The organism is Pseudomonas cremoris (genome assembly GCF_014230465.1).
In genome coordinates this window covers 21582-44140 of record NZ_JAAXCY010000005.1, presented here as the reverse complement: position 1 = coordinate 44140, position 22559 = coordinate 21582, and the positions used below count along the sequence as shown (strand labels likewise).

Here is a 22559-nt window from a genome sequence, read left to right as displayed (position 1 = left end):
TTCGCGAGCAAGCCCGCTCCCACATTAGATCTCCTTGGTTCTAAAGACAGTGCTCAGGCCCCCACCGCCTGCATCCGGCTTGAGCGGAAATCCTTGGGCGACACCTCAAACTGCTTCTTGAACGACCGGCTGAAATGCGCCGAATCGGTAAACCCCCACTTGTAGGCAATCGAGGTGATCGACTCGCTGCGCAGGAACGGGTTGGTCAAATCATCCGCGCTGCGCTTTAGCCGTGCCCGCTGGATGTAGCGGCACACGCTGTCATCCTGTTCCTCAAACAGACGGTACAAATGCCGCACCGAGATATTCAGCCGATTGGCCAAACCGATCGGGCTCAAGCCGGGCTGGCTCAGTGACTCATCAATCACTTTCTGCACATAACTGCGCAGGTTATTCCCTTGCAGCGCCGCCACGCCTTCGCGGCACTCGTCGCCCTGCTCCAGGGCCGAGCCCAGCAGCGAGACGAATGCCGATTGCAAGGCCTCGACCTCGCCGTCACCGTCTTCAGTGTTGTCCTTGCACAACTGGTCCATCAGCACATGCAGCATGCGCCCACAGGCCTTGGTCGAGGAGATCTTGCCAAACGCGCGCCCATCGCTGCCCAGGTGTTTGCACACCTGCGGGCGCGACAGGGACAGCGAGGCATGTTCGATAAGGCCGAAGGGGATGATTTCGATGGAACCCACCGAGTCCATCAGCAGCATCTCGCCAGGGGCCAGTTGCAGGGTCTGGCCGTTCTGCACGATCTGCGAATAGCCACTGCGCTGGCTGACCAGGTAGCAATCCTGGTCGTTGTCGTGATCGGCATGGTGCGACGGACGTTTGATCAGCCCGGCATTGGTGCGCAGGATGGCCAGGCCGCGCGGCAAGTTGCTGATCTCGCCGATGAACAGCGAGCGGTTGAAGGCCAGTTCGGTATCGAAATAACCGCACGCGTCGCGCAGTTCCCGATTCCAGGTGTCCAGCCCGTCGTGTGCATGCTGTGGGATGCTCATGGGGTGCCTCCGCAATGGCTTCTTTTTGTTGTTCTGATGCAATAGTTAACATGTTAGCTATTTGCACGCAACAACTACCTGTCTTGCCATTGCGGTTGCACTATTGATGCCAATCAGAGGGTCGATAACAGCCGTTGCAAACCCATCAGGCTGGCAAGTAGGTGATCACGCTGCACCGGGCTCAAGGCGATATAACGTCGGAACGCCGGCATGCGATTGACCACCTCACTGCCGCCCATATGCTCCAGGCGCACGCACCATTGCTGGTTGTGCAACTCGATACGCAGACGCTTGAAATCCAGCGGCATCAACGCCTGGAACAACGCAGAGTCTGCCAGCAAGCGCGCCTGTAACTCACGGCCCAGCGCCTGGTTGCCTGAACGCCTGCGCACACGAATGCCGTTGCGCCGAATCGCGCCGCCATGGTGCACCTCGAAACTCGCTGTGCCCCCTGTTGCAGCAGGCACGCGCAGCACAAACTCGGTCATCACCAGGTGCATCAACAACTGCGATTCGGTGCGTTCAATAACCTCCACCGCCAAACGCTCCAGGTCCGCGTTTGCAGCGCCAAGGTTGCGCCGCACATGCGCCAGGGTGATCCCCGGTCGATAGCCCGCCGGGGCTCGATCGGCACGGAACAACTCAAACAGTTTTTGGCGCAAAGTCGCTATAACCATGGTCAGCATGCCCCGGTTGATGACTGAACTCCTTTGCCAACACCTCCTCCACGGAGGCCGGCTTGAAAGGATTGACCTTCTGCACCACCAGGGTCCAGAACAACGCGTACGCTGCGGTCCCGCCCAGCATCACGCCAAACGGCACGTAGATGTCCGAGGGGTTCATGCCCGGTGGGGTGATGAACCACATGCCCAGCAGGATGCCCAGGCTCGACACAATCTGCGGCAGCGGAAACCATGGCGAGCGATACGCCCGTGGCAAGTCAGGCCGACGAATGCGCAAGATCACCACCGACACCGTCACCAGCAGGTACGCAAAGCTCCACGCGCACACCGCCGCCAGTACCAGGTGCATGATGTTGTCGGTGTTGCCGCCCAGGTACAGCGCGTGCAGGCAGGGAATCAGCATCGCTACCAAGATGCACAGTAGCGGGGTCTTGAAGCGTGGGTGCAGGTAGGTGAAGACTTTGGGCAACGCCCCATCCACCGCCATGCCGTAGAGAATGCGTGGCACACCGGCCATCAAGGTGTTGATAGTCGCCGCGCCGGCAAATAGAAAGCCGATGCCCAGCCACATCGGGCCGAATTGCCCCATCACCTGCTCGGCGAATTTTGGAATCGCCATGGGTGTGTCCAGCAGGTGCAGGCCCGAGGCGGCGTCCAGCACCACGTTTTCCACCTGGCGCTTCATCGCGGCGCCGTAGATGAACATGCACGTGGCCACGCCCACCAGCCCGAGCATCATCGCGCGCGGCATCACCTTGGCCGATTGGCGCAGGTCCGGTGCCAGTGGCGTAACGAACTCACAGCCAACAAACATGAACATCGCCATGCCCACCAGCGACAGCACGGTGATCAGGTCGGTGCCCACCAGCGACTCGCCGAACCAGCCATCCAATTGCACCGCTGGTGCGGCGATCAGGCCCAGCACGCCGAATACCATCAGCGTGGTCCACATGCCGAACGTGAGGATGATTTCCGCTCGCCCGAATGCGCTGACGCCAAAGGCATTCAGCACGCCGAACACGATCACGAAGCCCACCCCCAGCAACCACGAACCACCGGCCGATTCGGCCAGGGTATTGAGGTGTTCGAAGTTAACCAGCGCCATCACCCCGGACAGGATGGTCTCGGCGGTGCCGGCAAATACATGCACGATCAGGTAGGCCGACAAGGTGCCGGTGATCGCGAAAAAGCGCCCCATGCCGCAGTTGATGTAGTCGTACACCGAGCCGGTGGTGGGCAGGATCGCCGCGGCCTCGGCAAACGTCGTGGCCTGGGCCAGCATCATCACTACAGCGATCAGCATCGCCAGGGCAAAGGCGCTGCCGCCGATACCGAAGCCCATGGTGGCGGTGAGAATCACCGGGCTGGCCATGATCAGGCCAATGGTGCTGGCCAGTGCGGTGGGGAAACCTACCGTGCCTCGGTTGAGGTGCGCGGTGAGTCGGTCGTTGCTCGACATGGTGGGGTCCTCGAAAGCGGTTTTTTTTAATGTATCGGCACTCTGCGCCCCACCTGTGTTAGTCGTCTTGCCCCTGTCTGCCGCCGGTTTTGTTGCTCCCTGCCACGGCCTGGTGCCTGGCGGCCAGGGTCAAATCCCTGGCACGCAGAGGAAAGACTTGGCCCCCCAGCGCTCGCCCTAATGCGCCCTCACTCTTAACCAAGCTGGGGACAATAACAATGGAGCACACACTGAAAAATCGCCGCCTGGGCCAGGCGGTCGGCCTGACTACCGCGTTGCTGGTAGGCCAGGCCCAGGCGGTCGAGCTGTACGCCGATGCCGACACCAAAGTCACCGGCAACTTCCTTGCCGTGTACGGCATGTTCAACAGCCCGAAGAACTATGACGGCCGCACGGGTGGGTCCACCTGGCGCGAGGCATTTATCAAGTACGGCCTGAGTGTGGAACAAAGCCTGGGCAATTTCGGTGGCGTATACGGCACCGCCAACCTGGTGAGTTCCGGCACCTGGGGCGATGGCGATGCGTCCGGGGTCACTACCGGCAAGGAGCGCACCACCAAGTTCGACGAAGCCTTCGCCGGCTGGCGCTCCGGTGACCTGTTCCCGGCCTTGGGCAAGGATGGCGTCGACCTGTCGTTTGGCCGCCAGGTGCTCACCCTCGGCGACGGTTTCATCCTCAACGACGACGGCCCCAACCTGGGCAAGGGCGTGGGCGACGGCGAGTTCAATCGCGGCGGCGCCTACTACATCGCCGCACGTCACGCGTTCGACAAGACCGCGGTGATCCGCCTCGGCGGCAAGGACGGCGTGCATGGCAGCCTGCTGTGGTTCAAGTCCGACAACCCGGCCCAGGCCATGACCAAAATGGCCGCCGGCACCCTGGAATACACCGCCGAACCCGGCACACTCGGGCTCACCTATATGCGCGGCATCGACGTGGACGACCGCTACGCCTCTGATGTACAGCGCCAACGCAAAGGCATGAACCTCTACAGCGTACGCGGCGCCGGCAACGCGGGCATCGACAATGCCCACTTTGCCTTCGAACTGGCGCGCCAGGACCGCCGCGACGGCCAGGAAAACGCCGGTTACGCCGAAGCCGGCTACACCTTCGCCAACCTGCCGTGGTCACCGGACCTGACCTACCGCTACGCCCGCTATTCAAAGGATTGGGATGCGATGTTTGCAGGTTTCAACCGTGGCTACGGCACGTGGGTCCAGGGCGAAGTGGCCGGCAACTATTCCGGGCCCTACAACACCAACACCTCGGTGCAGCACGTGGCCCTCAAGGTCAAGCCGGTGGAGAACCTCACCCTCGGCGCGCTGTTTTTCGACTACAACACCGTCAGCACCCGTGGCCAGTTGAACCTGGACGGTCGCGAACTGGACCTGTACGCCGAATGGGCGGTGAACGAACACCTGATCATCACGCCGCTGATCGGCCTCTACAAACCCAACAAAGATGCCGAAACCGGCGGCAACCAAATCGGCGGCAACGGCACCAACGTCTACAGCCAACTGGTAGTGGCCGTGCCGTTCTGAGGCGTCTGGGCAGTCACAGGCAGAAAACCTGGCAGGCACAGTCAAGCCACCGGGTGACCCGTTGGTTACCCTCGGCTTTTCTTTTGTGAACTGCCAGGAACCTGCCATGAGCGATATCCCACTGCTGCCCCAAGTCGAAGCGTTTTTGCGTCGACCCCACGGGCTGTTTATCGACGGCGACAACGTACGTAGCCATTCCAGCCAGACGCTGGCGGTGACCAACCCGGCCACCGGCCAGGTCATCGCCGAGGTTGCCGATGCTGACCTTGCGGATATCGACGCAGCAGTAGATTCCGCCAACCGTGGCTTTGCCCTGTGGTCGCAAACGGCTCCAGCCACGCGCGGCAATGTGCTGCTCAAGCTTGCCAACCTGCTGGAGCACAACCGCGAGGAACTGGCGCAGATCGAGACGTGCCAGTCAGGCAAGATCATCCAGATTTCCCGTGCATTCGAAGTCGACCAGGCCGCGCATTTCCTGCGCTATTACGCTGGCTGGGCGAGCAAACTCACGGGCCAGACCATCGCCCCATCGCTGCCCTCGTTCAACGGCGAACGCTACACCGCCTTCACCTTGCGTGAACCGGTGGGCGTGGTGGTGGGCATCGTGCCGTGGAATTTCTCGACCATGATCGCCATCTGGAAACTCGCCTCGGCGCTGGTGACCGGTTGCAGCATCATCATCAAGCCCAGCGAATTCACCCCACTGACGATCCTGCGCATCGCCGAACTGGCCATCGAAGCCGGGCTGCCGGCGGGGGTGCTCAACGTACTCACCGGCGGCGGCCAGGTCGGCAAGGGGTTGGTGGAACATCCCGGCACCCACAAGGTGTCGTTCACCGGCTCCGTGCCCACCGGCATCGCCGTGGGCCGCAGTGCCATGGGCGCAGGCCTCACCCGCGCCACCCTGGAACTGGGCGGCAAGAACGCCGCGGGTTTCCTGCGCGACGTGGACGTGGACAACGCGGTAGACGGCATCATCGAAGCCGGCTTCCTGCACTCCGGGCAGATCTGCGCGGCGGCCGAACGTTTTTTCGTGCATCGCTCACAGATCGATGCCGTGCTGGAAAAGCTCAAGCTTCGCCTCAGCCGCCTGACCATCGGCTCGCCGCTGGACGAACGCACCGAATTCGGCCCGGTTACCCATCACCAGCACCAACTCAAACTGCTCGGCTACTTCACCCAGGCCCGCGCCGAACACAATACGATCATCCACGGCGGCACCCTCCTCGACCGCCCCGGCTGCTACGTCGAGCCCACGGTGATCCTGGCCAATAGCATCAACGACACCCTGCTCAACGAAGAAACCTTCGGCCCCATCGCCACCTTCCTGCCCTACGACAGCGAAGACGAGTTGTTGGCGCTGATGAACCACGGCCCCTACGGCCTCAGCGCCAGCCTGTGGACCAACGACCTGGGCAAGGCGCTGCGCATGATCCCGGCGATCAACGCAGGCACCCTGTGGGTGAACATGCACACCCTGCTCGACCCGGCGGTGCCGTTTGGCGGCAACCGCTCTTCGGGGGTTGGCCGGGAGTTTGGCAGCGCCTTTATCGAGGACTACACCGAGCTCAAATCGGTGATGATCCGGTACTGACCGAGCACACATCCACATTCACCACCAATCAAAAATGTGGGAGCGGGCTTGCTCGCGAATGCGGTAAGTGAGTCGAAGATGTGTTAACTGACCCACCGCTTTCGCGAGCAAGCCCGCTCCCACATTTAGCCCTCATTGAATCGGATTTCGTGTCGGACCGTAGAGGGCTACCAGCGGCCCATGGCCAGGCTGAATGGCGAAAATTCGGCAAACCGCCAGCGCAAGGCCAATGCCGCCGGGCGTCGGACCACGTGTTCCACGTTCACCGTCCACAGCCGCTGTGCGCCCTCGAACGCGGCCACTTGCGGCCCGTCGAGGATCAAGGCGGTGCGCCCGGCAACGTGCAATACATCGCCCGATTCAAAGTCGATGAACAACAGCCCCGCCACGGGGTTGGCGTGCAGGTTGCCGAGGGTGTTAAAGAACTGGTTGCCGGCAAAATCGGGAATGGTCAGCACGTTGCCGTCCACACGCACGAACCCTGTGTTGCCGCCACGATGGGAGACGTCCACCGAGCGTTCACCCTCCGCGTCGACGTAGCTGGCGACGAAGAAGGTGTCGGCATTGCGGATCATCGCTTGTGCGGTTTCGTCCAGGTCAGTCGAGCGTACGGCCACGGTGCCGGGTTTGCGTGCGATGCCGTCCACCGGCCGCAGTTGGATGTACTTGGGGCAGTTGCCGTAGGTGTGCACCACGTCTACCGAGAAACCCTCGTGATCGAGGGCGCCAACGCGACCATTCATGCGGTTGCGGCGGCGGGTGTTGAGGTCGATGCCCAACAGGCCCACCGCTGCGCCTTGGCGAAAGGCTGCGCGGGCCGGGTCATTCGTGGACGGCAAGCTGTCAATCTGCAACGTGTGCGGGTCGGGTGAATGGGCGAACCCCGGCGCGCCTTCCACCATCGTCGCCCAAGGGACGCCTTGGTCATCCACCACACCGAGCACCAGGTACGGCAACAACGGATAGAAATCCCGGTGTTGTTCCGGCAGATGATCGCGGATCACCTTGGGCCCGATCATCGCCATGCGCTCGGCCACGCCGACCACTTCTTGCAGGTGCCGTTCGCCGGCATGCCAGGGGGACTGTTCATTCGGGTTCATGGTGTTCACCTCATCAACGATGCCCCCGATGCTGCGCTCTACCGGTCTGCGGGAGAATGCCCACGCCTGGCAATCCACTGTTACGCCAGCTGAAATGCTGGATGTTCGCGCAACTCAGTCACGCAGTGATCGACAAAGCTGCGCACGCGCATCGGCGCGTTGCGGCCTTCGCGATACACCACATGCACCGGCATCGGCGGCAGCTCATAAGTCGCTAACACCCGGCGTAATTGCCCACTTTGCAGGTGCTCGTGCACCGGGTAACTCAGGCAACGAATCAGCCCTGCGCCATGCACCGCTGCGTTGATGGCGCCTTGCACCGTGGCGCAGCCCAATCGTGCGCGCGCTTTGAGTTGATAGCCCTGGAACGCCCAATGCACCTGATCAGCACTGGCAATCAGCCGATGCTGCTTGAGGTCATCCGGGTGCTGGGGTACGCCGTGATCCGCAAGATAGTTCGGGCTGGCACAGAGGATATGCCGCACATGCCCCACCGGCCGCGCAATCAGCGATGAACTGGGCAGCTCGCCGACCAGGATCGCCACGTCCAATCCTTCTTCATGCAGGTTCGGGTAATAGTCGTGGTAGTGCGCGACAAGGCGCACCTCGGGATAGCGGTCCATGTAGTCGGCCAATACCGGCGCCATCACGTAACGACTGAACAAAAATGGCAGGAATACCCGCAGGTTGCCCTGCGCCTGCACATGCAACCCCTTGGCCGAGGCTTCGGCGGCGTCCACCGCCGCCAGCAGCCGCACGCAGTCGGCCAGGTAGGCGCTGCCCGCGCCGGTCAAGCTGACGCCCCGCGTACTGCGCTCAAGCAACGGCACCCGCAGCCGCGCCTCCAGCCGGGCAACCGCGCGCACCAGGGTCGGGCCCGACACCTGGGCACTGCGCGCTGCTGCCGCCAGGCTCGGTTGCCCGGCCAGCGCGGCGAACAGCTGCATATCGCGATAACGCTCCATCAGCCGCGCCGCTTCATCGCCGGGTTCAGCGCGGCGTCCTGGCCGAGGCGATGGGAGAGGAAGTCCACGAAGGTATTGATCTTGGCCGGCACGCGCGCGCTTTTCTGGAACACCACCTGGATCGGCAACGGTGCGGGTTCAAAGTCTTGCAGCACGATTTCCAACTCTCCCGCCGTCACCGATGCGGCGACCTGATAGGACAGCACCCGTGTCATCCCCCAGCCCAGGCGTGCCAGGTTGATCGCGGCGTTGTTCGCCGTCACCACCAGGTGCGGTTCGATAGGCACCGTCAGCGGCTGGCCCGCGTCCACAAACGTCCACTCGCTCACCAGTTGGCTGGACGACGAGGTCGCGATCTTGGCTTCGCGCAATTGGCTGGGATGATCGGGACGCCCGTGCTGATCGAGGTAACCCGGCGACGCGCAGACCACTCGCCGCACCTCCCCCACTTTGATCGCCTGCTGCCCAGGCTCATGCAAATGGCCGATGCGCACGGCCACATCGACGCCTTCGTCGATGATGTTGACCACGCGATCGACCAGCAGGGCATTGATATTCACCAAGGGAAAACGGTCCAGGTACTCCCCCAGCACCGGCGCCACATACAGCTCGCCAAACAGTACCGGCGCGGTCACCGTGAGGTGGCCGCAGGGGATGGAGTAACTGCCCGCCGCCGCTTCCTCAGCCTCATCCAATTCGGCGAGGATACGCCGGCAATCCTCCAGGTACCGTTGGCCGGCTTCGGTCAGGTGCAGGCTGCGAGTGGTGCGCGCCAACAATTGGGTGCCGATGCGTTCTTCCATGGCGGCGATGGCCCGGGTCACGCTCGGCGGCGAGGTTTTAAGGCGTCGCGCGGCGGCGGCAAAACCCTCCTCCTCGGCCACCGCGAGGAACACCTGCATTTCATGAAATCGGTCCATCGCGAGTCCTTTTGTTGCTTACTCACCCCAAAAACTCATATCACCTCGGTACGCGGCATACCCACGAAGCCCGGCAATGCTTCGATGCTGGCAAGCCACGCACGCACCTGAGGGTAGTCGGCCAGCGACACATTGCCTTCCGGCGCGTGGGCCACATAGGTATAGAAGGCGATATCGGCGATGGTCGGTTGCTCGCCGGCCAGGAAGCGGCTCGCCGTCAGTTGCTGTTCCATCAGGTTCAACAGCGCATGGCTGCGGTTGATGGCGGTGACGGTATCCACATCAGCCCCAAACACCACCGCCAGACGCGCAGTGGCCGGGCCTGCGTGCAATTGCCCCGCAGCCGCCGACAGCCAGCGCTGCACGCGGGCCTGCCCAACTGGATCCGCCGGCAACCAAAGGCCCTTGCCGTACTTGTTGGCGAGGTACACCAGGATCGCGTTGGAGTCGGCCAGTACCACGCCGTCGTCATCAATCGCCGGGACCTGGCCAAAGCTGTTGATGGTGGCGATGAAATCCGGGGCCTTTTGGGCGCCCTGCTTGAGGTCCACCAGGATGAACTCCGTGGGCAGGCCTAGCAGGGACAACATCAGCGACACCCGGTGGGAATGGCCGATAACGGAAAACCATAGAGTTTGATCGTGGGCTGGGACATGAAAGGCTCCAAAGGTGGGTGATCGACGCCTGGCATGTTCTACCGCTGACCTGATCGTTGGAATCACCTGGATTTACAATCCAGCATTTCAGCGAATGAAACAATCACCGCTCCTCCAAGCGCTCGCGCAAAAACCGGTGGCTGACGGAAAACAACCGCCGATACGTCAACAACACCGCCCCCACCGTGCCCAACGCCGACGACGCGGCAATCAAGAACATGATCACTATCTGATACCGCACCGCATCCACCGGGCTCTCCCCCGCCAGCACCTGGCCAGTCATCATGCCGGGCAGGCTGACGATGCCCACCACGGTCATCTGGTTCAGCGTCGGGATCATGCCCGCACGCACGGCCTGGCGGATTGCTTCCTGGGCAGCTTCCCAGCGTGAGCCGCCGAGGGCCAGGATCATTTCGATGGTATTGCGCCCCGAGGTCAGTTCCTGGGTCATGCGTTCTATCCCCAGGGAAACGCCGGTGAGGGTGTTGCCCAGGATCATCCCCAGGATCGGAATGGCGTACTGCGGCTCGTACCAGGGATGAATGCGGATCACCGCAAACAGGCCCACCGCCGTCACCAGCCACGAACTGCCCCACACCGAAACGATACTGTCGACCCGCTGCCCCTTGTACGTGCGCCGCCCGCGCCCGGCTGCGGAGATGCCGGCAATCAACGTCATGGCGCACATCAACGGCAGCACCACGTACCAGTAGGCGAACTCAAACACCCAGCCCAGCAGGTAACCAATGGCCAACAGTTGCACTACCGTGCGCACCGCCGCCCACAGCAGTTGGCGCCCCAGGCCCAGGCGCAGGGCCAATGACAGCGCGCCGTTGATCAGGATCAGCGAGGCGGCGATGCCCATGTCCAGGGCCGTGAGGTTTTGGTAGTTCATGGCTGGGCCGCCCCGCTCAATACACCGGCGCTCATGTGCAGGTGGAGGTTGCTCATGCGCTGGGCCTGGTCGAGGTCGTGGGACACCCAAATACAGGCGCGGGACTTATCGGCGGCGAACCAGGCGTCGATCAGCGCTTCCACTTCGCGCGATGAGGTGGGGTCGAGGGCGGCGGTGGGCTCGTCCAGCAGCAGCACCTCGGGATTGAGTTGCAGGGTGCGGATCAGCGAGACCACCTGGGATTCGCCGCCCGATAAATCCGCAGCGCTTTTTGCCAAGAAGTCCGGCGCCTTGCCAGCGTGGCCCAGCAGCGTGGTGACCGCTGCAAGGTCGAAACTGCGGTTGCGTGACGTTTTGAGGCTGAACGGAAAACGCAGGTTGTCTTCCACCGTGCCTTCGATCAACGCCGGGCGTTGGGACAGGTAGCTGACATGGCAGCGGTAGTGGGGGATTTGCGCGTTGCTGATCGGCTGGCCATTCCACAGGATTTGCCCGGAACTAGGCGCATCCAACAGGGCCAGGGCGCGCAGGAACACACTTTTGCCAGAGCCCGACGAGCCGGTAATGGACACGCGGTCAGCAGCGTTCAAGGTGAAATCGGTGGGTTGGAGCAAGGGCACCTGGCGGCGCTCGTCCATGCGCGTGAGGGCGCGGGTTTGAATCAAAGCGCTCATGAACGCGGTGTTCCCCTGGGGCTGATTGGGCACAATGGTGAAGCAGGAAGGTCCCCGGGGTCCAGCATTTGGGGGCGGATAGAGTGTTGCACGGGCATGTTGGTCAAGTCCTCCGCCTTCCTGATTGCTTGTTCGATCGTTGCTTCGCTCACCTGCTTGATGACCTTCACGGACAATCCTGACCGGGTAAGTCCTACCACCACACTCGCCCCAGCGACCTTCCGCTACCGCTTGGTACAACGACTGACCAAAAGTTACACAGGAGCCAAACAACCGATCCTCGGCACGTTTTTACTCACCTTCCTTGCTATTAGCACGTGGGCGTTGTGGACGCTTGATGAGGACCTTCAGCTAGCCCTGAGACACTGAGGCGGTCTGCAGGATAGTGAAGATCAAATGTGGGAGCGGGCTTGCTCGCGAATACAGTGTGTCAGTCAACAGTATCATTGGCTGATACACCGCCTTCGCGAGCAAGCCCGCTCCCACATTTTGATTTGTGTCAGGGCTGGCTGAGGTGTTCCAGGGTGTAGCGCAAAGAGGCTGGCAACATTGGGCCGTGGCTCAGGCCGGGGAATGTCTGGTAGCGCACTTTCAAGCCTTGCACTTGCTGTAAATCTGCCAGCAGTTTTTTCGCCGCGCCGTCGCCTTTTGGCCCGACCTGCATCGAAGGGCCCGCCGGTTCCTCATCGCCGCGCATCATCAACAACGTACGATGTTTTCCGCCAAGGCGCTGCGCCAATCCTTCGGCATGAATCACCCCACCGTTCCACCACAACGACGGACTCGCCGCCGCGTATTCATCAAACGCATCCGACCGGGTCATCAGCGTATAGAGCACCAGCAACCCACCATAGGAATGCCCCCACAACAGTTGCCGCTTGGGTTTTTCCTCCAGGCGCTGGTTTATCAGCGGGCGGATTTGCTGGGTCAGCAAATCGAGGAACTGCTCCGCCCCACCACTGGGCACATCGGTCAACGGGTCGCGTTGCGCGCCCTCGCCCACTTGCGGCGTGTAGTCGAAGGTGCGTGCATGACGTTCGATGCGCAGCGGCGTGGCGTAACCCACCGCCACCAACACCGGTGGCGTGGGGCTGTGGGACAGGCGGTTGAGCAGCTCGGTGTCGAGCGCCGCCATGGCCGCATTGCCGTCCAACAAGTAGGCCACCGGGTTGGCCGCGCTGACCTTGAGCGGACGGCCCAGCCAGATGCGGTAGTGCCGCGCGCCGTCTGCAGAGTCCAGTTCCAGGGTGCTGAAGCGGTAGTCGCTGGCCTCGCGCAACACCGGGGCGTCCATCAACTGGTCCGGTGCCGGTTTGGCCAGCGCACACTGGGTAAACAGCAGCGCGAGAACCATCGCCCGGCGCATCAGAACGACGCCGTCAGGCTGGTGAACAAGGTCCGGCCAGACTGGTTGTAGGTGGCAGCGCCCGCACCGTCGATGTTGGTCACACCCTGGGCGTTGCCTTCGCGCCACAGGCGTTTGTCGAACACGTTATCCACGCCAGCGGTGAGGCTGAGGTTCTTGCTGATGGCGTAAGTCCCGCTGACACCCGCGATGGCATACGGCGACAGCTGGTTGTTGCTGGAGCCTGTCACGCGGTAGCCGTGGTAGTCGTATTTTTTCGGGGTCTGCTTGCCGTACCAGGCCACGTTCGCTTGCAGGGACAGGTCCTGGGTGGCCTGCCAATCCAGCATGGAGTTGAGGGTGTACTTGGGCGTCACCGAAAGCACATCACCGGTCTGCTTGTTTTTCGATTGCAGCATGTAGGTGAAGTTGTTGGTCCAGGTCACTTGCTCGCCCAACGGCAAGGTCAAGTTACCTTCCAGCCCCTCGACAAGTGCCTTGGGTACGTTTTCCCACTGGAAGACGTTGGCGTTGGCGGTGGAGCCGGTGCCACCGGTGGCGGTACCGACCGGCGTCAGGCCGGACTCGATCTTGTTCTTGTAGTCGTTGCGAAAGTACGTCAGGCCCGCGACCACACCGTTGTTGCGGTACTCGATGCCCAGCTCCTTGTTGACGCTGGTCTCGGCTTCAAGGTCGGCGTTGCCTTGCAGGTAGCAACTCTTGGTCGACCCGTAGCAACCCTGGCCGTTGCTATACAACAGGTAATTGGGGTTGAGCTGGTAGAGGTTCGGCGCCTTGTACGAACGGGCGATACCGGCCTTCAAGGTCAGGGTGTCGGTGAGTACCTGGGACAGGTTGAGCGAGGGGCTCCAGTTGTCGCCGACAATGTCGTGGTGGTCCAGGCGCAGGCCCGGGGTCAGGCGGGTGCCGGGGCGCAGTTCGACGTTGTCTTCGGCGAACACCGAGAAGATCCGCGCCGACGAGGTGCTGCTGCGATTGGTGCTGGTCAGCCCGGCGACGCTGCCGCCGGCAGTGGTGGTTTGCGTGTTGGCGCTGGGGTCGTCGAGTTTGGATTCAACCCACTCGGTGCCCAGGGTCAGCACCTGGTCGACACCGGCATGCAGCGGCAAGCTGACCTCACCATGGGCGGTCAGGTCGCGCAGCGTGGTGGTATAGAAGTCCGTGTTGGCGAAGATGCCTTCGGTTCCGCCCGCCAGCCCTTCGTTGATGCGGCTGTTGCGGGTTTTTTCGTATTGCAGGTAGGCCAGGCTGCTGCCGAAATCCCATTCGCCACGGTGGGTCACGGCGTAATGTTCGCGGTACAGGATATTGGTCTCATGGCCGAGCATGCTTTTTACGCTGGCGTTGGTGTTGGTGTTCTGGGTATCGCCGGTGTAGATGTTGCCCTGGCGGCTGAAACCGGCCTCCAGGTCGAGGGTTTGCTCAGGGGTCATTTTCCAGCTGAGCAAACCGTTGACGTCCTTGTTGCGCACGCCTTCGCGCCCCGCCGGCAGCGTGCCGATCTGGTTGCCGTAGCGGGTCGATTCATGGCCGCTGTTGATGTCGGCATCGTCGGCATCTGTCTTGGCGATGTTGCCGTATACGCGGTAGCTGAGGGTGTCAGTGATCGGGCCGTTGAGGCCGAAGTTCATGCGCTCGGTTTCGCCTTCCTCTTTGTGCTGGGCGAAGTTGTGGTAAATCGTCGCCGAGCCGTGGGTCTCGGTGCCGGGCTGCTTGGTGATGATGTTCACCACACCGCCCGCCGCGCCGTTGCCGTAACGGGCTGCCGCCGGGCCACGGATGACTTCGATGCGCTCCACTTGATCGGCCGGCACCCAGTTGGTGTCGCCGCGGCTGTCACGCTCGCCGCGCCAGCCGTAGCGCACCGAGTTGCGGCTGCTGACCGGCTTGCCGTCCACCAGGATCAAGGTGTTTTCCGGGCCCATGCCACGGATGTCGATCTGGCGGTTGTTGCCGCGCTGGCCGCTGCTGGAGTTACCGGTGAGGTTCACCCCTGGCATGGTGCGGATGATCTCCGACAGGTCGTTGGCCGGCGGGCGCTTCTTGATGTCGTCAGCGGTGATGATCGACACGCCGGGCATCTGCTTGATCTCTTCCTCAGCGGTGCCCAATACGGTCTGGGTCGGCAGCTCCATCTGCGCGGGTGCTTCGGCGTCGGCGGCGAAACCGACGATGGGCAACACACTGCAAATACTCACGGCAAGCAAGGACAAGCGGAACATGGGGCGATCTCCAAACGTCAACCCGACCGATAGCGGCGGGCCATCAAAGATCGCAGATGATAATCAGATGCAATTGCGAGTAAAGAAACTTAACTTTCTAAACATTTGCCGCCGGCAGGCGCAGGTTCATCCGCAATCCCTGGCGGCCCTGGGTGGCCCACAGCTCGCCCCCCTGCAGCTCGATGGCGCGCCGCGCAATGCTCAAGCCCAGGCCAAACCCAGTGCCCACCGTGCCGTCCAGGCGCAAGTAAGCTTCGAAGATGCGTTCAAGATCACCGGCTGCAACGCCGGGGCCCTGGTCTTCGATCACCAGCCACCAACTGTCCCCTTCGCGCCAGCCGCTAAGGCGGACCACACCCTGTTCAGGCGAATGGCGGATAGCGTTGCGCAGGATATTTTCCAAGGCCTGGGCAAAGCTGTTGAGGTGCACGTGCAGTCGGCAGCGGCTGTCCAGTTCGCACACCAACGCGTCCAACGGCCAGCCGGTTTCGAAATGCGCGTCCTGCACCAGCGCTTCCCACACCGAGGCCACCACCACATCTTCGGCTTGCAGGCGCGGTTTTTCGGTGTCGAGCCACGCCAGGTTGAGGGCGTCGTCCACCAGCCGGCGCATTTCTTCCACTTCCCGCGCCAGGCGTTGCTGCAACTGCTCGGGCGGCAGGCCGCTTTCGCTGGCGATGGTCAGGCGGGCCAGGGGCGTGCGGATTTCATGGGACAGGGTGCGCAGCAACTGCCGCTGTTGGTGCAGGTTCTGACGCAAGCGCTCGGCCATGTGCTCGTACGCACGGGCCAGTTCGCCCAATTCATCCGGGCGGCGGGTCACGCTGCTAGTGGCCAGCGGCGCCAGGTCGCCGGCACTCAATGCGTTGGCGCGCTGACGCAATTCATTCAACGGCTGCACCAAATGCCGGTACAGCACCAAGCCCAAGCCCAGCGCCAATAACACCGGCACCACGCCGTGGGTAAACACATGGGTCCAGGGCGTAAGGCCTGGCGGCAACAGACGCTCGGGCAATTGCATCACCAGCCGCCCACGCTCCGGATGCTCGGGAAACGCAATGCTGACATACGGCAACGCGTCATCCAGGCGCTTGCTCATCGGCCAACTGAGCTTGCGCATGAACGTCAGATGGCTGACCTGTTCGGCATCCAATGGTGTGGTGCCCAGGCTCTGCAAGTAGTCATCGAGCACCGCGACCCAGGTGTGTTCACGCTGCTCCAGCGCCAATCGCCAGCGCTCCACGGCTTGCGCATCGCCGCTGGCCACGACCTGTTCGGCCTCAGCGGCATAGGCGGCCAACGCGATGCGGTCGGGCTGCTCCAAAAAGTAGGTGTTGCGCTCCACCTGCAAGCCCCAGCCCCATACCAGCCACACCAGCAGCAGGCAGAAGCACACTTGCAGCACCGCCATCTTCCACAGCAGCGGGTGTCGACGCTGCATCAGGCGCCGTCGCCCATCAGCACGTAACCCTGATGCCGCACCGCGTCGATGCGGATGCCCTGTACGTCGATGGCCGCGAGTTTGCGCCGCAGGTTGCACACGTGCACATCCAGGCCACGGTCCAGCCGGGTATAGGGCCGGTGCAACACGTGCTGATAAAGGAACGCCTTGGTCAACGCTTCTCCGGCGTGCTCATGGAGCGTGCACAGCAGGCGGAATTCCGAGGAGGTGAGCCCGGCAGGGACGCCGTTGAAACGCACGTCCCGCGCCTGGCTGTCGAATGCCAATGCCGAAGCACGCGCAGCCAACGGCGGCGTGCGCGTGCCGCAATCTATCGCCACACGGCGCAGCAAGGCGTCGATGCGCACATCGAGTTCCGCCAGGCTGAACGGCTTGGGCAAGTAGTCATCAGCGCCCTGGCTGAACCCGGTGATGCGGTCCTGCTCGGCGCCCAGGGCCGACATCAATATCACCGGCGTACCACGCTCATGACGCAGCCGCGAGAGGATGGTCAGCCCACTTTCGTTGGGCAGCATGATGTCCAGCAGGATCAGCTCCACCGGCGAATGCAGCGCCATGTCCAGACCTTGGTCACCGCGATGGCTGCTATTGAGGCTGAACCCACGCCGGCTCAAGTGATTGCTCAGGTGCGTGCACAGTTCCACGTCATCCTCAATGATGAGAATGCGCGGGCTGGGCGATAAGGATGCGGCTAGATGATAAGTATTCACAATTACATCAGTTTCGCATTCGACGAAACATTTCGCAATCTTCACTCTTCGCCGCACTGCCCCTCAGCCTGCAATTGCCGCCCGCGCGCCTGCGCCGCGCCCAGCACGCGCAGCAGGTTGCCGCTCCAGATATGGCCGATATCCGCCTCGCTATACCCCGCCTGCAACAACGCCTCGGTGATTTTCGGCAACTGGCTGACGTCCTCCAGCCCCTGCACCCCACCACCGCCGTCCCAGTCCGCGCCGATGCCCACGTGCAACGGCCCGACTTGCTCCAGCGCATGCAGCAGGTGCCGCATAAAGTCGGCGAACGTCGCCTGGGGGCTTGGGTAACGCTGCTGCACCTCACGGATCTGCGCCGACAACTCGGCAAACGCCGCCGGTTGCAGCGCAGGCATCAGGCGCAAACGTTCGAACAGCGGTTTGAGTGCCTTTTCCCGCTGCGGATTGGGCGGCTGGGGAATCAGGTAGCCGCCGTAGGTGTTGACCTGAATCACCCCGCCGCTCTCGGCCAGGCGGCGCATGCGTGCGTCATCCAGGTTGCGCGGGTGCGGGTTGATCGCCCGGCTACTGGAATGGGAGACGATGATCGGCGCACGGGATTGGGCGAGCAGTTGGTCAAACACTTGGTCGGACGCATGGGACGCATCCAGCAGCACGCCCAGGCAATTGGCGCGCTGCACCAGCTCGCGCCCCACCGGGCTCAAGCCATGCCACTGGGGAATCGCCGTCGCCGAATCCGCCACATGGTTATTGGCACTGTGCACCAGGCCGAGCATGCGCAAGCCTTGGCGCTGATAAGTGTTCAGCAGGCGTGGGTCAGACGCCAAGGGCTCGGCGTTTTCCATGCTGATATACACCACGCGCTTGCCCTCGGCGGCAATGCGCGGCGCGTCTTCCGGTGTCAGTGCCAGGGCGAAATCGTCCGGGTTACGCGCCAGCATGTCGCGTATGCGCGCCAGGGTTGCCAACCCCTGGTCGCTGGCCCGCGCCATCCCGGCTTCATCAAGGTTGCCCTGGGGCGTGTAGACCGCCCAGAAGCCTCCGTCGAGACCGCCTTCGCGCATGCGCGGCAGGTCGACCTGGGACAAATCTTCCGGGCCATGGCGCTGCAAGATGCTCCAGCTAGGACGAGACAATTGCCGAGGCGTGTCCATATGGCTGTCGAGCACCAGCAAGCGTTCATGCAGCGCTCGGGAGTCGGCGTGTGCGCCGGTGATTGCCAGGCTCAGTAACAGCGCCAGCCGCTTCACGCGCCAACTCCGAACAGTCGCTCGGCGCGCGACGGCGCATCCAGCACCGCCTGCAAACGCGCCAGCAACGGCGCGTCGCACAGCGCCTGCAATTTGCCCTGCAACAAGCCGTCGCGGCCGCCACGGTCCAGTGCTGCATACGGCCCGTCATACGCAAGCTCGACCACTTCGCCGGTCAACGCGTGCACCCTGAGGGCCGCCGGAAAACCACCGCTGCGCGCCTGTTGCTGGTCCATCTCGGCGCTCGCCTGGATATGCACGCGCGACATGAACGCCAACACCGACTCATCCACCAGTGCCTCGCCCTCAAAGTCCTCCAACGCCGCGCGGCCACGCACAAAAGCGCTGGCCACCACATACGGCAGGCTGAAGCGCGCGGCCAGGTCATTCTCGATCACCCGTGTGGACAGCGACCGCGCACTGCCGTCATTGACCTGCACCACAATACTTACCACCTGCCCCGCCGGCACCTGCTGGCGCAGCTCCAACGCCAGGCGGATAGCGGTCTGGCAGCCAAAACACGCGGGGTACGGTTTGATCGCAAAGCTGTCGAGGCTCTTCGTCAGCGGGTTGCTCGAGAGGAAATCCACCTGTGCCGTATCAAACCCGAAGCTCGCCAGCCAGCCATGTTCACCGGTCAAGAATGCGGTTGGCCCGGTCGCACCGGCCTGCGCCAGCAACACCGATTGCACCGCATGCTGGGCCGAGAAACCCACCGCCAGATCCTTGTCCTGGCTGTAACTGCCGACCTTGGGCGACAACGCCGACAGCAACCCGGCACTCAACGAACTGGCGGCAATCGCCGTGCCGTGGCAGACACGGTCCAGGTCATCATCGAGCAACGCCGAACACCCCAACGCCGCCGCCACCGGTGCAATCAACGAGGTGGTGCGAAACCCCGCCTGCGCACTGCGATGGCCACGCCCGAGGGCTTCGGCCAGGGAAATATTCGCTGCAAAGGCTATCCACAACGCCCGCAGCAAGCGCTCACCCACCACGCCATGGTGCTCAGCCAATGCCAGGATCGCGGGGATGATCACCACGGCGGCGTGGCCATTGTTACGCGGGTTGATCAACACTTCCTGAAAGTCCAGGGCTTCGGCGGCGGTGCCGTTGAGCAGTGCGGCACGAGCCGGGTCGGTGCGCAAGCTGGCGCCCCACACCGAACAGCCGGGGCTGGCGGGCTGCGCCAGGGTGCTGTCCATTTGCGTGCCGCCCACCTGATGGCGACGGGCATACGCGGCGATTGCCACGGTGTCGGCGAGCAAACGCCCGAGGGCGCTGGAGACTGCTTCGGGGATAGGCGCTTCAAGCAATAGCAGATGTCGTGCGACCCACTGCCGGTCTATCGTCGTTACCACGGTTATTGAACCCCTTGCGCCATGATGCCGCCGTCGATCACGAAGTCCGTGCCGTTGGCGTAATGAAATGCCGGTCCTGTCAGGGCCACGATGGCGTGTGCCATTTCCCGTGGGTCGGCGAGCCGGCCCAGGGGAATGCTTGCCAGAAGATGCTGTTCGTCTAGCCGTCCGGCCTCGATGGCGGCCCCCACCATGCGGGTGCGGGTGTAGCCGGGGCTGACGGAAATCGCCCGAACCTGTGCGGCGGCAAAATCCAGCGCCAGCACCTCGGTCATTGCCACCACACCGGCCTTGGCGGCGGCGTAACTGGCGCGGCCAGGCCCGGAGCGGTGGGCGATAAACGAGGCGATATTCACGATCAGCCCGGCGCCAGAAGCGGCCAATGCGGGAAACGCCGCCTGGCAGCTGTAGAACGCGCCGCTGAGGTTGGTTTGCAGCACGGCCTGCCAGTCTTCGGCGCGCATATCGATGGCCGAAGCGCGACGGGCGATACCGGCGCAGGTCACCAGCACGTCCAGGCGCTCAAGGCCTTGGGCCGCACGCTTGAGGGCATCGGCATCGCGCACGTCCACGGCGGTCATCGCAAAGCCCGCCGCCGGGTCGGCCACCAGGTCCCAGCCGATCACCTCGGCGCCTTGCTCCAGGAATACCTGCGCAACCGCCTGGCCAATGCCACTGCCGGCACCGGTTACCAGCACACGTCGAGGTGCCGTCATAGCAATGCTCCTTGTTCGAGTAAAACCCGTTTCACCGCATCAAACCCGGTGCGCTGGGACAAGCGACTGGACAGCGCGGCAGACACGCCCGCCGCATGCCCGGTGGCAAAACTGGTGCCCATCACCCGCACCGAGCCGAAGGCGATATCGTCCGCGCCAATCGAGCTGCCGGCCAGCCACAGGTTGTCGCTGCCCTCGGGGATCAGCGCGCCGAACGGCACGTGGAACCAGCCGTGGTGCGGGATGGCGCGGTATTCGGTGACGCCACAGCCGGGGTGCAGTTCGCAGGGCCAGCCGGAACGGGCGATGCCGTTGGCACGTTGGCGAGCGCTCAGGGCGTCGTCGGCCAGCACATCCTGTTGCGAGGTCACACAGCGCGTGGAGCGAATACCCAGTTGCGGCCCGCTGGTTTCCAGGATCGCCTGTTCAAAGCCGGGCACCGTGCGGCGCAGCGATTCCAGGTAGTCGTGGGCAATGCTGCGCGCTTCGATCTCGGCGCGGGTCAGGTAGTGGGCGTCGGTGTTGACCAGGTCCACATCGATCATCATCGCCCAGTAGCTGCCAGACCACGGCAACGGCACAAAATAGCCGCCGTTACTGCGCGCCAGGTGGCGTTGGGTGCGGCGCTGGTAGTCGATGACAGCGGCGTGCAGTGCCTCGCGGTCCGGCGCATGGCCAGGCGCGACATTGCCGATGCGCACCGTCAGCGTCGCCGCCTGCAAGCGTGGGCGAATACTGTGGGGCGCAATCATCGCAGCCACATTGGCGTTGCCGGTGGCGTCCACCACGCTGCCCACTTCAAGGCGCAAGTGACCTTCCGGGTGGCTGCACAGCAACGCGTCGATATGCCCGTTCTGGCCTTCGGTGGCGATTACCCGGCAATGCAGCAAGGGCGTGATGCCGGCGTTCAAGACCAGCCGATCCAGCACCACTTTCAGACGCTCGGGGTCGAGCAAAATGATCCAGTTGCCCGAGCTTTGCAGCACCGGCTCCACCGGATGCCCGAACGCCTGCAAGGCCTCCAGCACGCGCAGGCCCATGCCGGCCACCACCCGCTCCGGGTGCGGGCCGCTGGTGAGAAAGCCGCAATACGACTGCACGCCGGAGATGGTCGCGGTACCGCCGAAAAAGCCGTAGTCCTCGATCAGCACCACACTGCGCCCGCACTCGGCCGCCGCCAGCGCGGCGGCAATTCCCGCTGCGCCGCCGCCCACCACCGCCACGTCATAAAACCGCTTCATAGGACTTTGTCGAGAAAGTCACGGGTGCGCGCATCCCGTGGGCTGTCAAAAAACGCCTGGGCCGTGGCGTGTTCCACCACCTCGCCCCTGTCGATGAAGTACACGTAGTCGGCCACTTCGCGGGCAAAGCGCATCTCGTGGGTGACCAACACGCAGGTCATGCCTTCGGCAGCAATCGAACGGATCACCCCCAGCACTTCCTTGACCGTTTCCGGGTCGAGGGCGGCGGTGACTTCATCGAACAACATCACCTGGGGCTGCATACACAGGCCGCGGGCAATCGCCACGCGCTGCTGCTGGCCGCCGGACAGTTCACCCGGATACGCCTGCTCCTTGTCGCCCAGGCGCACCTGTTGCAGCAGCGCCCTCGCCTCTTCTTCCACGGTGTGGCGGTCGCGCCCGAGCACCTGGATCGGCGCCATGCTGACGTTCTGCAACACCGTGCGATGGGGAAACAGGTTGTAGCTCTGGAACACAATGCCGACGCGCTGGCGCAGTTGCTGCAACGGCAATTGCGGGCTGCCGATCGGCGCGCCGTCGAGGCGAATCTGGCCGCCGTCAATCTCGGCCAACGCGTTGATGCAACGCAGCACCGTGGACTTGCCCGACCCCGAAGGGCCGATGATGCACACCACTTCGCCACGCCCCACGGCCAGGTCGATGCCTTTGAGCACCGGCGTGTCGCCGTAGGCCTTGCTCACCCCATGCAGGTCGATAAAGGGGTTTTCCAGGATACGTTTCATGGG

General features: G+C 63.2%; 19 protein-coding genes and 1 pseudogene. 2 read left to right on the top strand and 18 right to left on the bottom strand.

The features are described from left to right. Positions 1–53 precede the first annotated feature (53 nt). The 3 genes from feaR to HF257_RS13295 form a co-directional block, all read right to left on the bottom strand. Entirely contained in the window at positions 54–995 is a 942-nt protein-coding gene (feaR, locus tag HF257_RS13305; protein WP_185710429.1) for a transcriptional regulator FeaR, read from the bottom strand. Between the two features lie 113 nt (positions 996–1108). After that, on the bottom strand, positions 1109–1681 hold the full coding sequence (locus tag HF257_RS13300) for a DUF3156 family protein (RefSeq protein ID WP_185710428.1): 573 nt from the start codon (positions 1679–1681) through the stop codon (positions 1109–1111). After that, positions 1638–3137, bottom strand: a complete 1500-nt coding sequence (locus tag HF257_RS13295) for an APC family permease (protein ID WP_185710427.1) — start codon at positions 3135–3137, stop codon at positions 1638–1640. Before HF257_RS13295 ends, HF257_RS13300 begins: the two co-directional genes overlap by 44 nt. 218 nt (positions 3138–3355) lie before the next feature. Between HF257_RS13295 and HF257_RS13290 the strand changes: the two genes are divergently transcribed. Together HF257_RS13290 and HF257_RS13285 are read left to right on the top strand one after the other, a co-directional pair. Next, positions 3356–4678, top strand: a complete 1323-nt coding sequence (locus tag HF257_RS13290) for an alginate export family protein (protein ID WP_185710426.1) — start codon at positions 3356–3358, stop codon at positions 4676–4678. A gap of 106 nt (positions 4679–4784) precedes the next feature. Further along, entirely contained in the window at positions 4785–6272 is a 1488-nt protein-coding gene (locus tag HF257_RS13285; protein WP_185710425.1) for an aldehyde dehydrogenase family protein, read from the top strand. A 167-nt stretch (positions 6273–6439) separates the two neighbouring features. On the opposite strand, the gene HF257_RS13280 is transcribed toward HF257_RS13285, so the two are convergent. The 15 genes and pseudogenes from HF257_RS13280 to HF257_RS13210 all read right to left on the bottom strand — a co-directional run bounded on the left by HF257_RS13280 (position 6440) and on the right by HF257_RS13210 (position 22556). Next, the gene (locus HF257_RS13280) at positions 6440–7372 is read right to left on the bottom strand and encodes a pyridoxamine 5'-phosphate oxidase family protein (RefSeq protein WP_185710424.1); all 933 of its coding nucleotides are present in this window, start codon (positions 7370–7372) and stop codon (positions 6440–6442) included. 80 nt (positions 7373–7452) lie between these two features. Continuing rightward, positions 7453–8337 (bottom strand): LysR family transcriptional regulator, encoded by an 885-nt coding sequence (locus HF257_RS13275; protein WP_185710423.1) that lies wholly within the window; start codon positions 8335–8337, stop codon positions 7453–7455. Next, positions 8337–9257, bottom strand: a complete 921-nt coding sequence (locus HF257_RS13270) for a LysR family transcriptional regulator (RefSeq protein WP_185710422.1) — start codon at positions 9255–9257, stop codon at positions 8337–8339. Before HF257_RS13270 ends, HF257_RS13275 begins: the two co-directional genes overlap by 1 nt. Before the next feature lie 35 nt (positions 9258–9292). Then, positions 9293–9912: pseudogene (locus HF257_RS13265) on the bottom strand (glutathione S-transferase family protein). A 104-nt stretch (positions 9913–10016) separates the two neighbouring features. Further along, positions 10017–10808 (bottom strand): ABC transporter permease, encoded by a 792-nt coding sequence (locus HF257_RS13260; protein ID WP_185710420.1) that lies wholly within the window; start codon positions 10806–10808, stop codon positions 10017–10019. Next, positions 10805–11482, bottom strand: a complete 678-nt coding sequence (locus tag HF257_RS13255) for an ABC transporter ATP-binding protein (RefSeq protein ID WP_185710419.1) — start codon at positions 11480–11482, stop codon at positions 10805–10807. Before HF257_RS13255 ends, HF257_RS13260 begins: the two co-directional genes overlap by 4 nt. 499 nt (positions 11483–11981) lie before the next feature. Beyond that, complete coding sequence (locus HF257_RS13250) at positions 11982–12848, bottom strand: alpha/beta hydrolase (protein WP_185710418.1); 867 nt, start codon at positions 12846–12848, stop codon at positions 11982–11984. Next, positions 12848–15070, bottom strand: a complete 2223-nt coding sequence (locus HF257_RS13245) for a TonB-dependent siderophore receptor (protein ID WP_185710417.1) — start codon at positions 15068–15070, stop codon at positions 12848–12850. The genes HF257_RS13250 and HF257_RS13245 overlap by 1 nt, the downstream gene beginning before the upstream one ends. Positions 15071–15167: 97 nt before the next feature. Further along, positions 15168–16511: a HAMP domain-containing sensor histidine kinase gene (locus HF257_RS13240; protein ID WP_185710416.1), complete on the bottom strand. Its 1344-nt coding sequence runs from the start codon at positions 16509–16511 to the stop codon at positions 15168–15170. Next, on the bottom strand, positions 16511–17242 hold the full coding sequence (locus tag HF257_RS13235) for a response regulator transcription factor (protein ID WP_185710415.1): 732 nt from the start codon (positions 17240–17242) through the stop codon (positions 16511–16513). The genes HF257_RS13240 and HF257_RS13235 overlap by 1 nt, the downstream gene beginning before the upstream one ends. A gap of 41 nt (positions 17243–17283) precedes the next feature. Then, positions 17284–18495 carry a dipeptidase gene (locus tag HF257_RS13230; RefSeq protein WP_185710414.1) on the bottom strand — a complete coding sequence of 404 codons (1212 nt, stop codon included), beginning with the start codon at positions 18493–18495 and terminating at the stop codon, positions 17284–17286. Further along, the gene (locus HF257_RS13225) at positions 18492–19856 is read right to left on the bottom strand and encodes an MmgE/PrpD family protein (protein WP_185710413.1); all 1365 of its coding nucleotides are present in this window, start codon (positions 19854–19856) and stop codon (positions 18492–18494) included. Before HF257_RS13225 ends, HF257_RS13230 begins: the two co-directional genes overlap by 4 nt. Positions 19857–19858: 2 nt before the next feature. Then, entirely contained in the window at positions 19859–20572 is a 714-nt protein-coding gene (locus HF257_RS13220) for an SDR family NAD(P)-dependent oxidoreductase (RefSeq protein ID WP_185710412.1), read from the bottom strand. After that, the gene (locus HF257_RS13215) at positions 20569–21813 is read right to left on the bottom strand and encodes an FAD-dependent oxidoreductase (protein WP_185712088.1); all 1245 of its coding nucleotides are present in this window, start codon (positions 21811–21813) and stop codon (positions 20569–20571) included. The genes HF257_RS13220 and HF257_RS13215 overlap by 4 nt, the downstream gene beginning before the upstream one ends. Beyond that, on the bottom strand, positions 21810–22556 hold the full coding sequence (locus HF257_RS13210) for an amino acid ABC transporter ATP-binding protein (protein ID WP_185710966.1): 747 nt from the start codon (positions 22554–22556) through the stop codon (positions 21810–21812). Before HF257_RS13210 ends, HF257_RS13215 begins: the two co-directional genes overlap by 4 nt. Positions 22557–22559: the final 3 nt, after the last annotated feature.

Coding starts and splice junctions, on each gene's coding strand:
- feaR (WP_185710429.1), bottom strand. CDS start 995: ATGAGCATCCCACAGCATGCACACGACGGGCTGGACACCTGGAATCGG.
- HF257_RS13300 (WP_185710428.1), bottom strand. CDS start 1,681: ATGCTGACCATGGTTATAGCGACTTTGCGCCAAAAACTGTTTGAGTTG.
- HF257_RS13295 (WP_185710427.1), bottom strand. CDS start 3,137: ATGTCGAGCAACGACCGACTCACCGCGCACCTCAACCGAGGCACGGTA.
- HF257_RS13290 (WP_185710426.1), top strand. CDS start 3,356: ATGGAGCACACACTGAAAAATCGCCGCCTGGGCCAGGCGGTCGGCCTG.
- HF257_RS13285 (WP_185710425.1), top strand. CDS start 4,785: ATGAGCGATATCCCACTGCTGCCCCAAGTCGAAGCGTTTTTGCGTCGA.
- HF257_RS13280 (WP_185710424.1), bottom strand. CDS start 7,372: ATGAACCCGAATGAACAGTCCCCCTGGCATGCCGGCGAACGGCACCTG.
- HF257_RS13275 (WP_185710423.1), bottom strand. CDS start 8,337: ATGGAGCGTTATCGCGATATGCAGCTGTTCGCCGCGCTGGCCGGGCAA.
- HF257_RS13270 (WP_185710422.1), bottom strand. CDS start 9,257: ATGGACCGATTTCATGAAATGCAGGTGTTCCTCGCGGTGGCCGAGGAG.
- HF257_RS13260 (WP_185710420.1), bottom strand. CDS start 10,808: ATGAACTACCAAAACCTCACGGCCCTGGACATGGGCATCGCCGCCTCG.
- HF257_RS13255 (WP_185710419.1), bottom strand. CDS start 11,482: ATGAGCGCTTTGATTCAAACCCGCGCCCTCACGCGCATGGACGAGCGC.
- HF257_RS13250 (WP_185710418.1), bottom strand. CDS start 12,848: ATGCGCCGGGCGATGGTTCTCGCGCTGCTGTTTACCCAGTGTGCGCTG.
- HF257_RS13245 (WP_185710417.1), bottom strand. CDS start 15,070: ATGTTCCGCTTGTCCTTGCTTGCCGTGAGTATTTGCAGTGTGTTGCCC.
- HF257_RS13240 (WP_185710416.1), bottom strand. CDS start 16,511: ATGCAGCGTCGACACCCGCTGCTGTGGAAGATGGCGGTGCTGCAAGTG.
- HF257_RS13220 (WP_185710412.1), bottom strand. CDS start 20,572: ATGACGGCACCTCGACGTGTGCTGGTAACCGGTGCCGGCAGTGGCATT.
- HF257_RS13215 (WP_185712088.1), bottom strand. CDS start 21,813: ATGAAGCGGTTTTATGACGTGGCGGTGGTGGGCGGCGGCGCAGCGGGA.
- HF257_RS13210 (WP_185710966.1), bottom strand. CDS start 22,556: ATGAAACGTATCCTGGAAAACCCCTTTATCGACCTGCATGGGGTGAGC.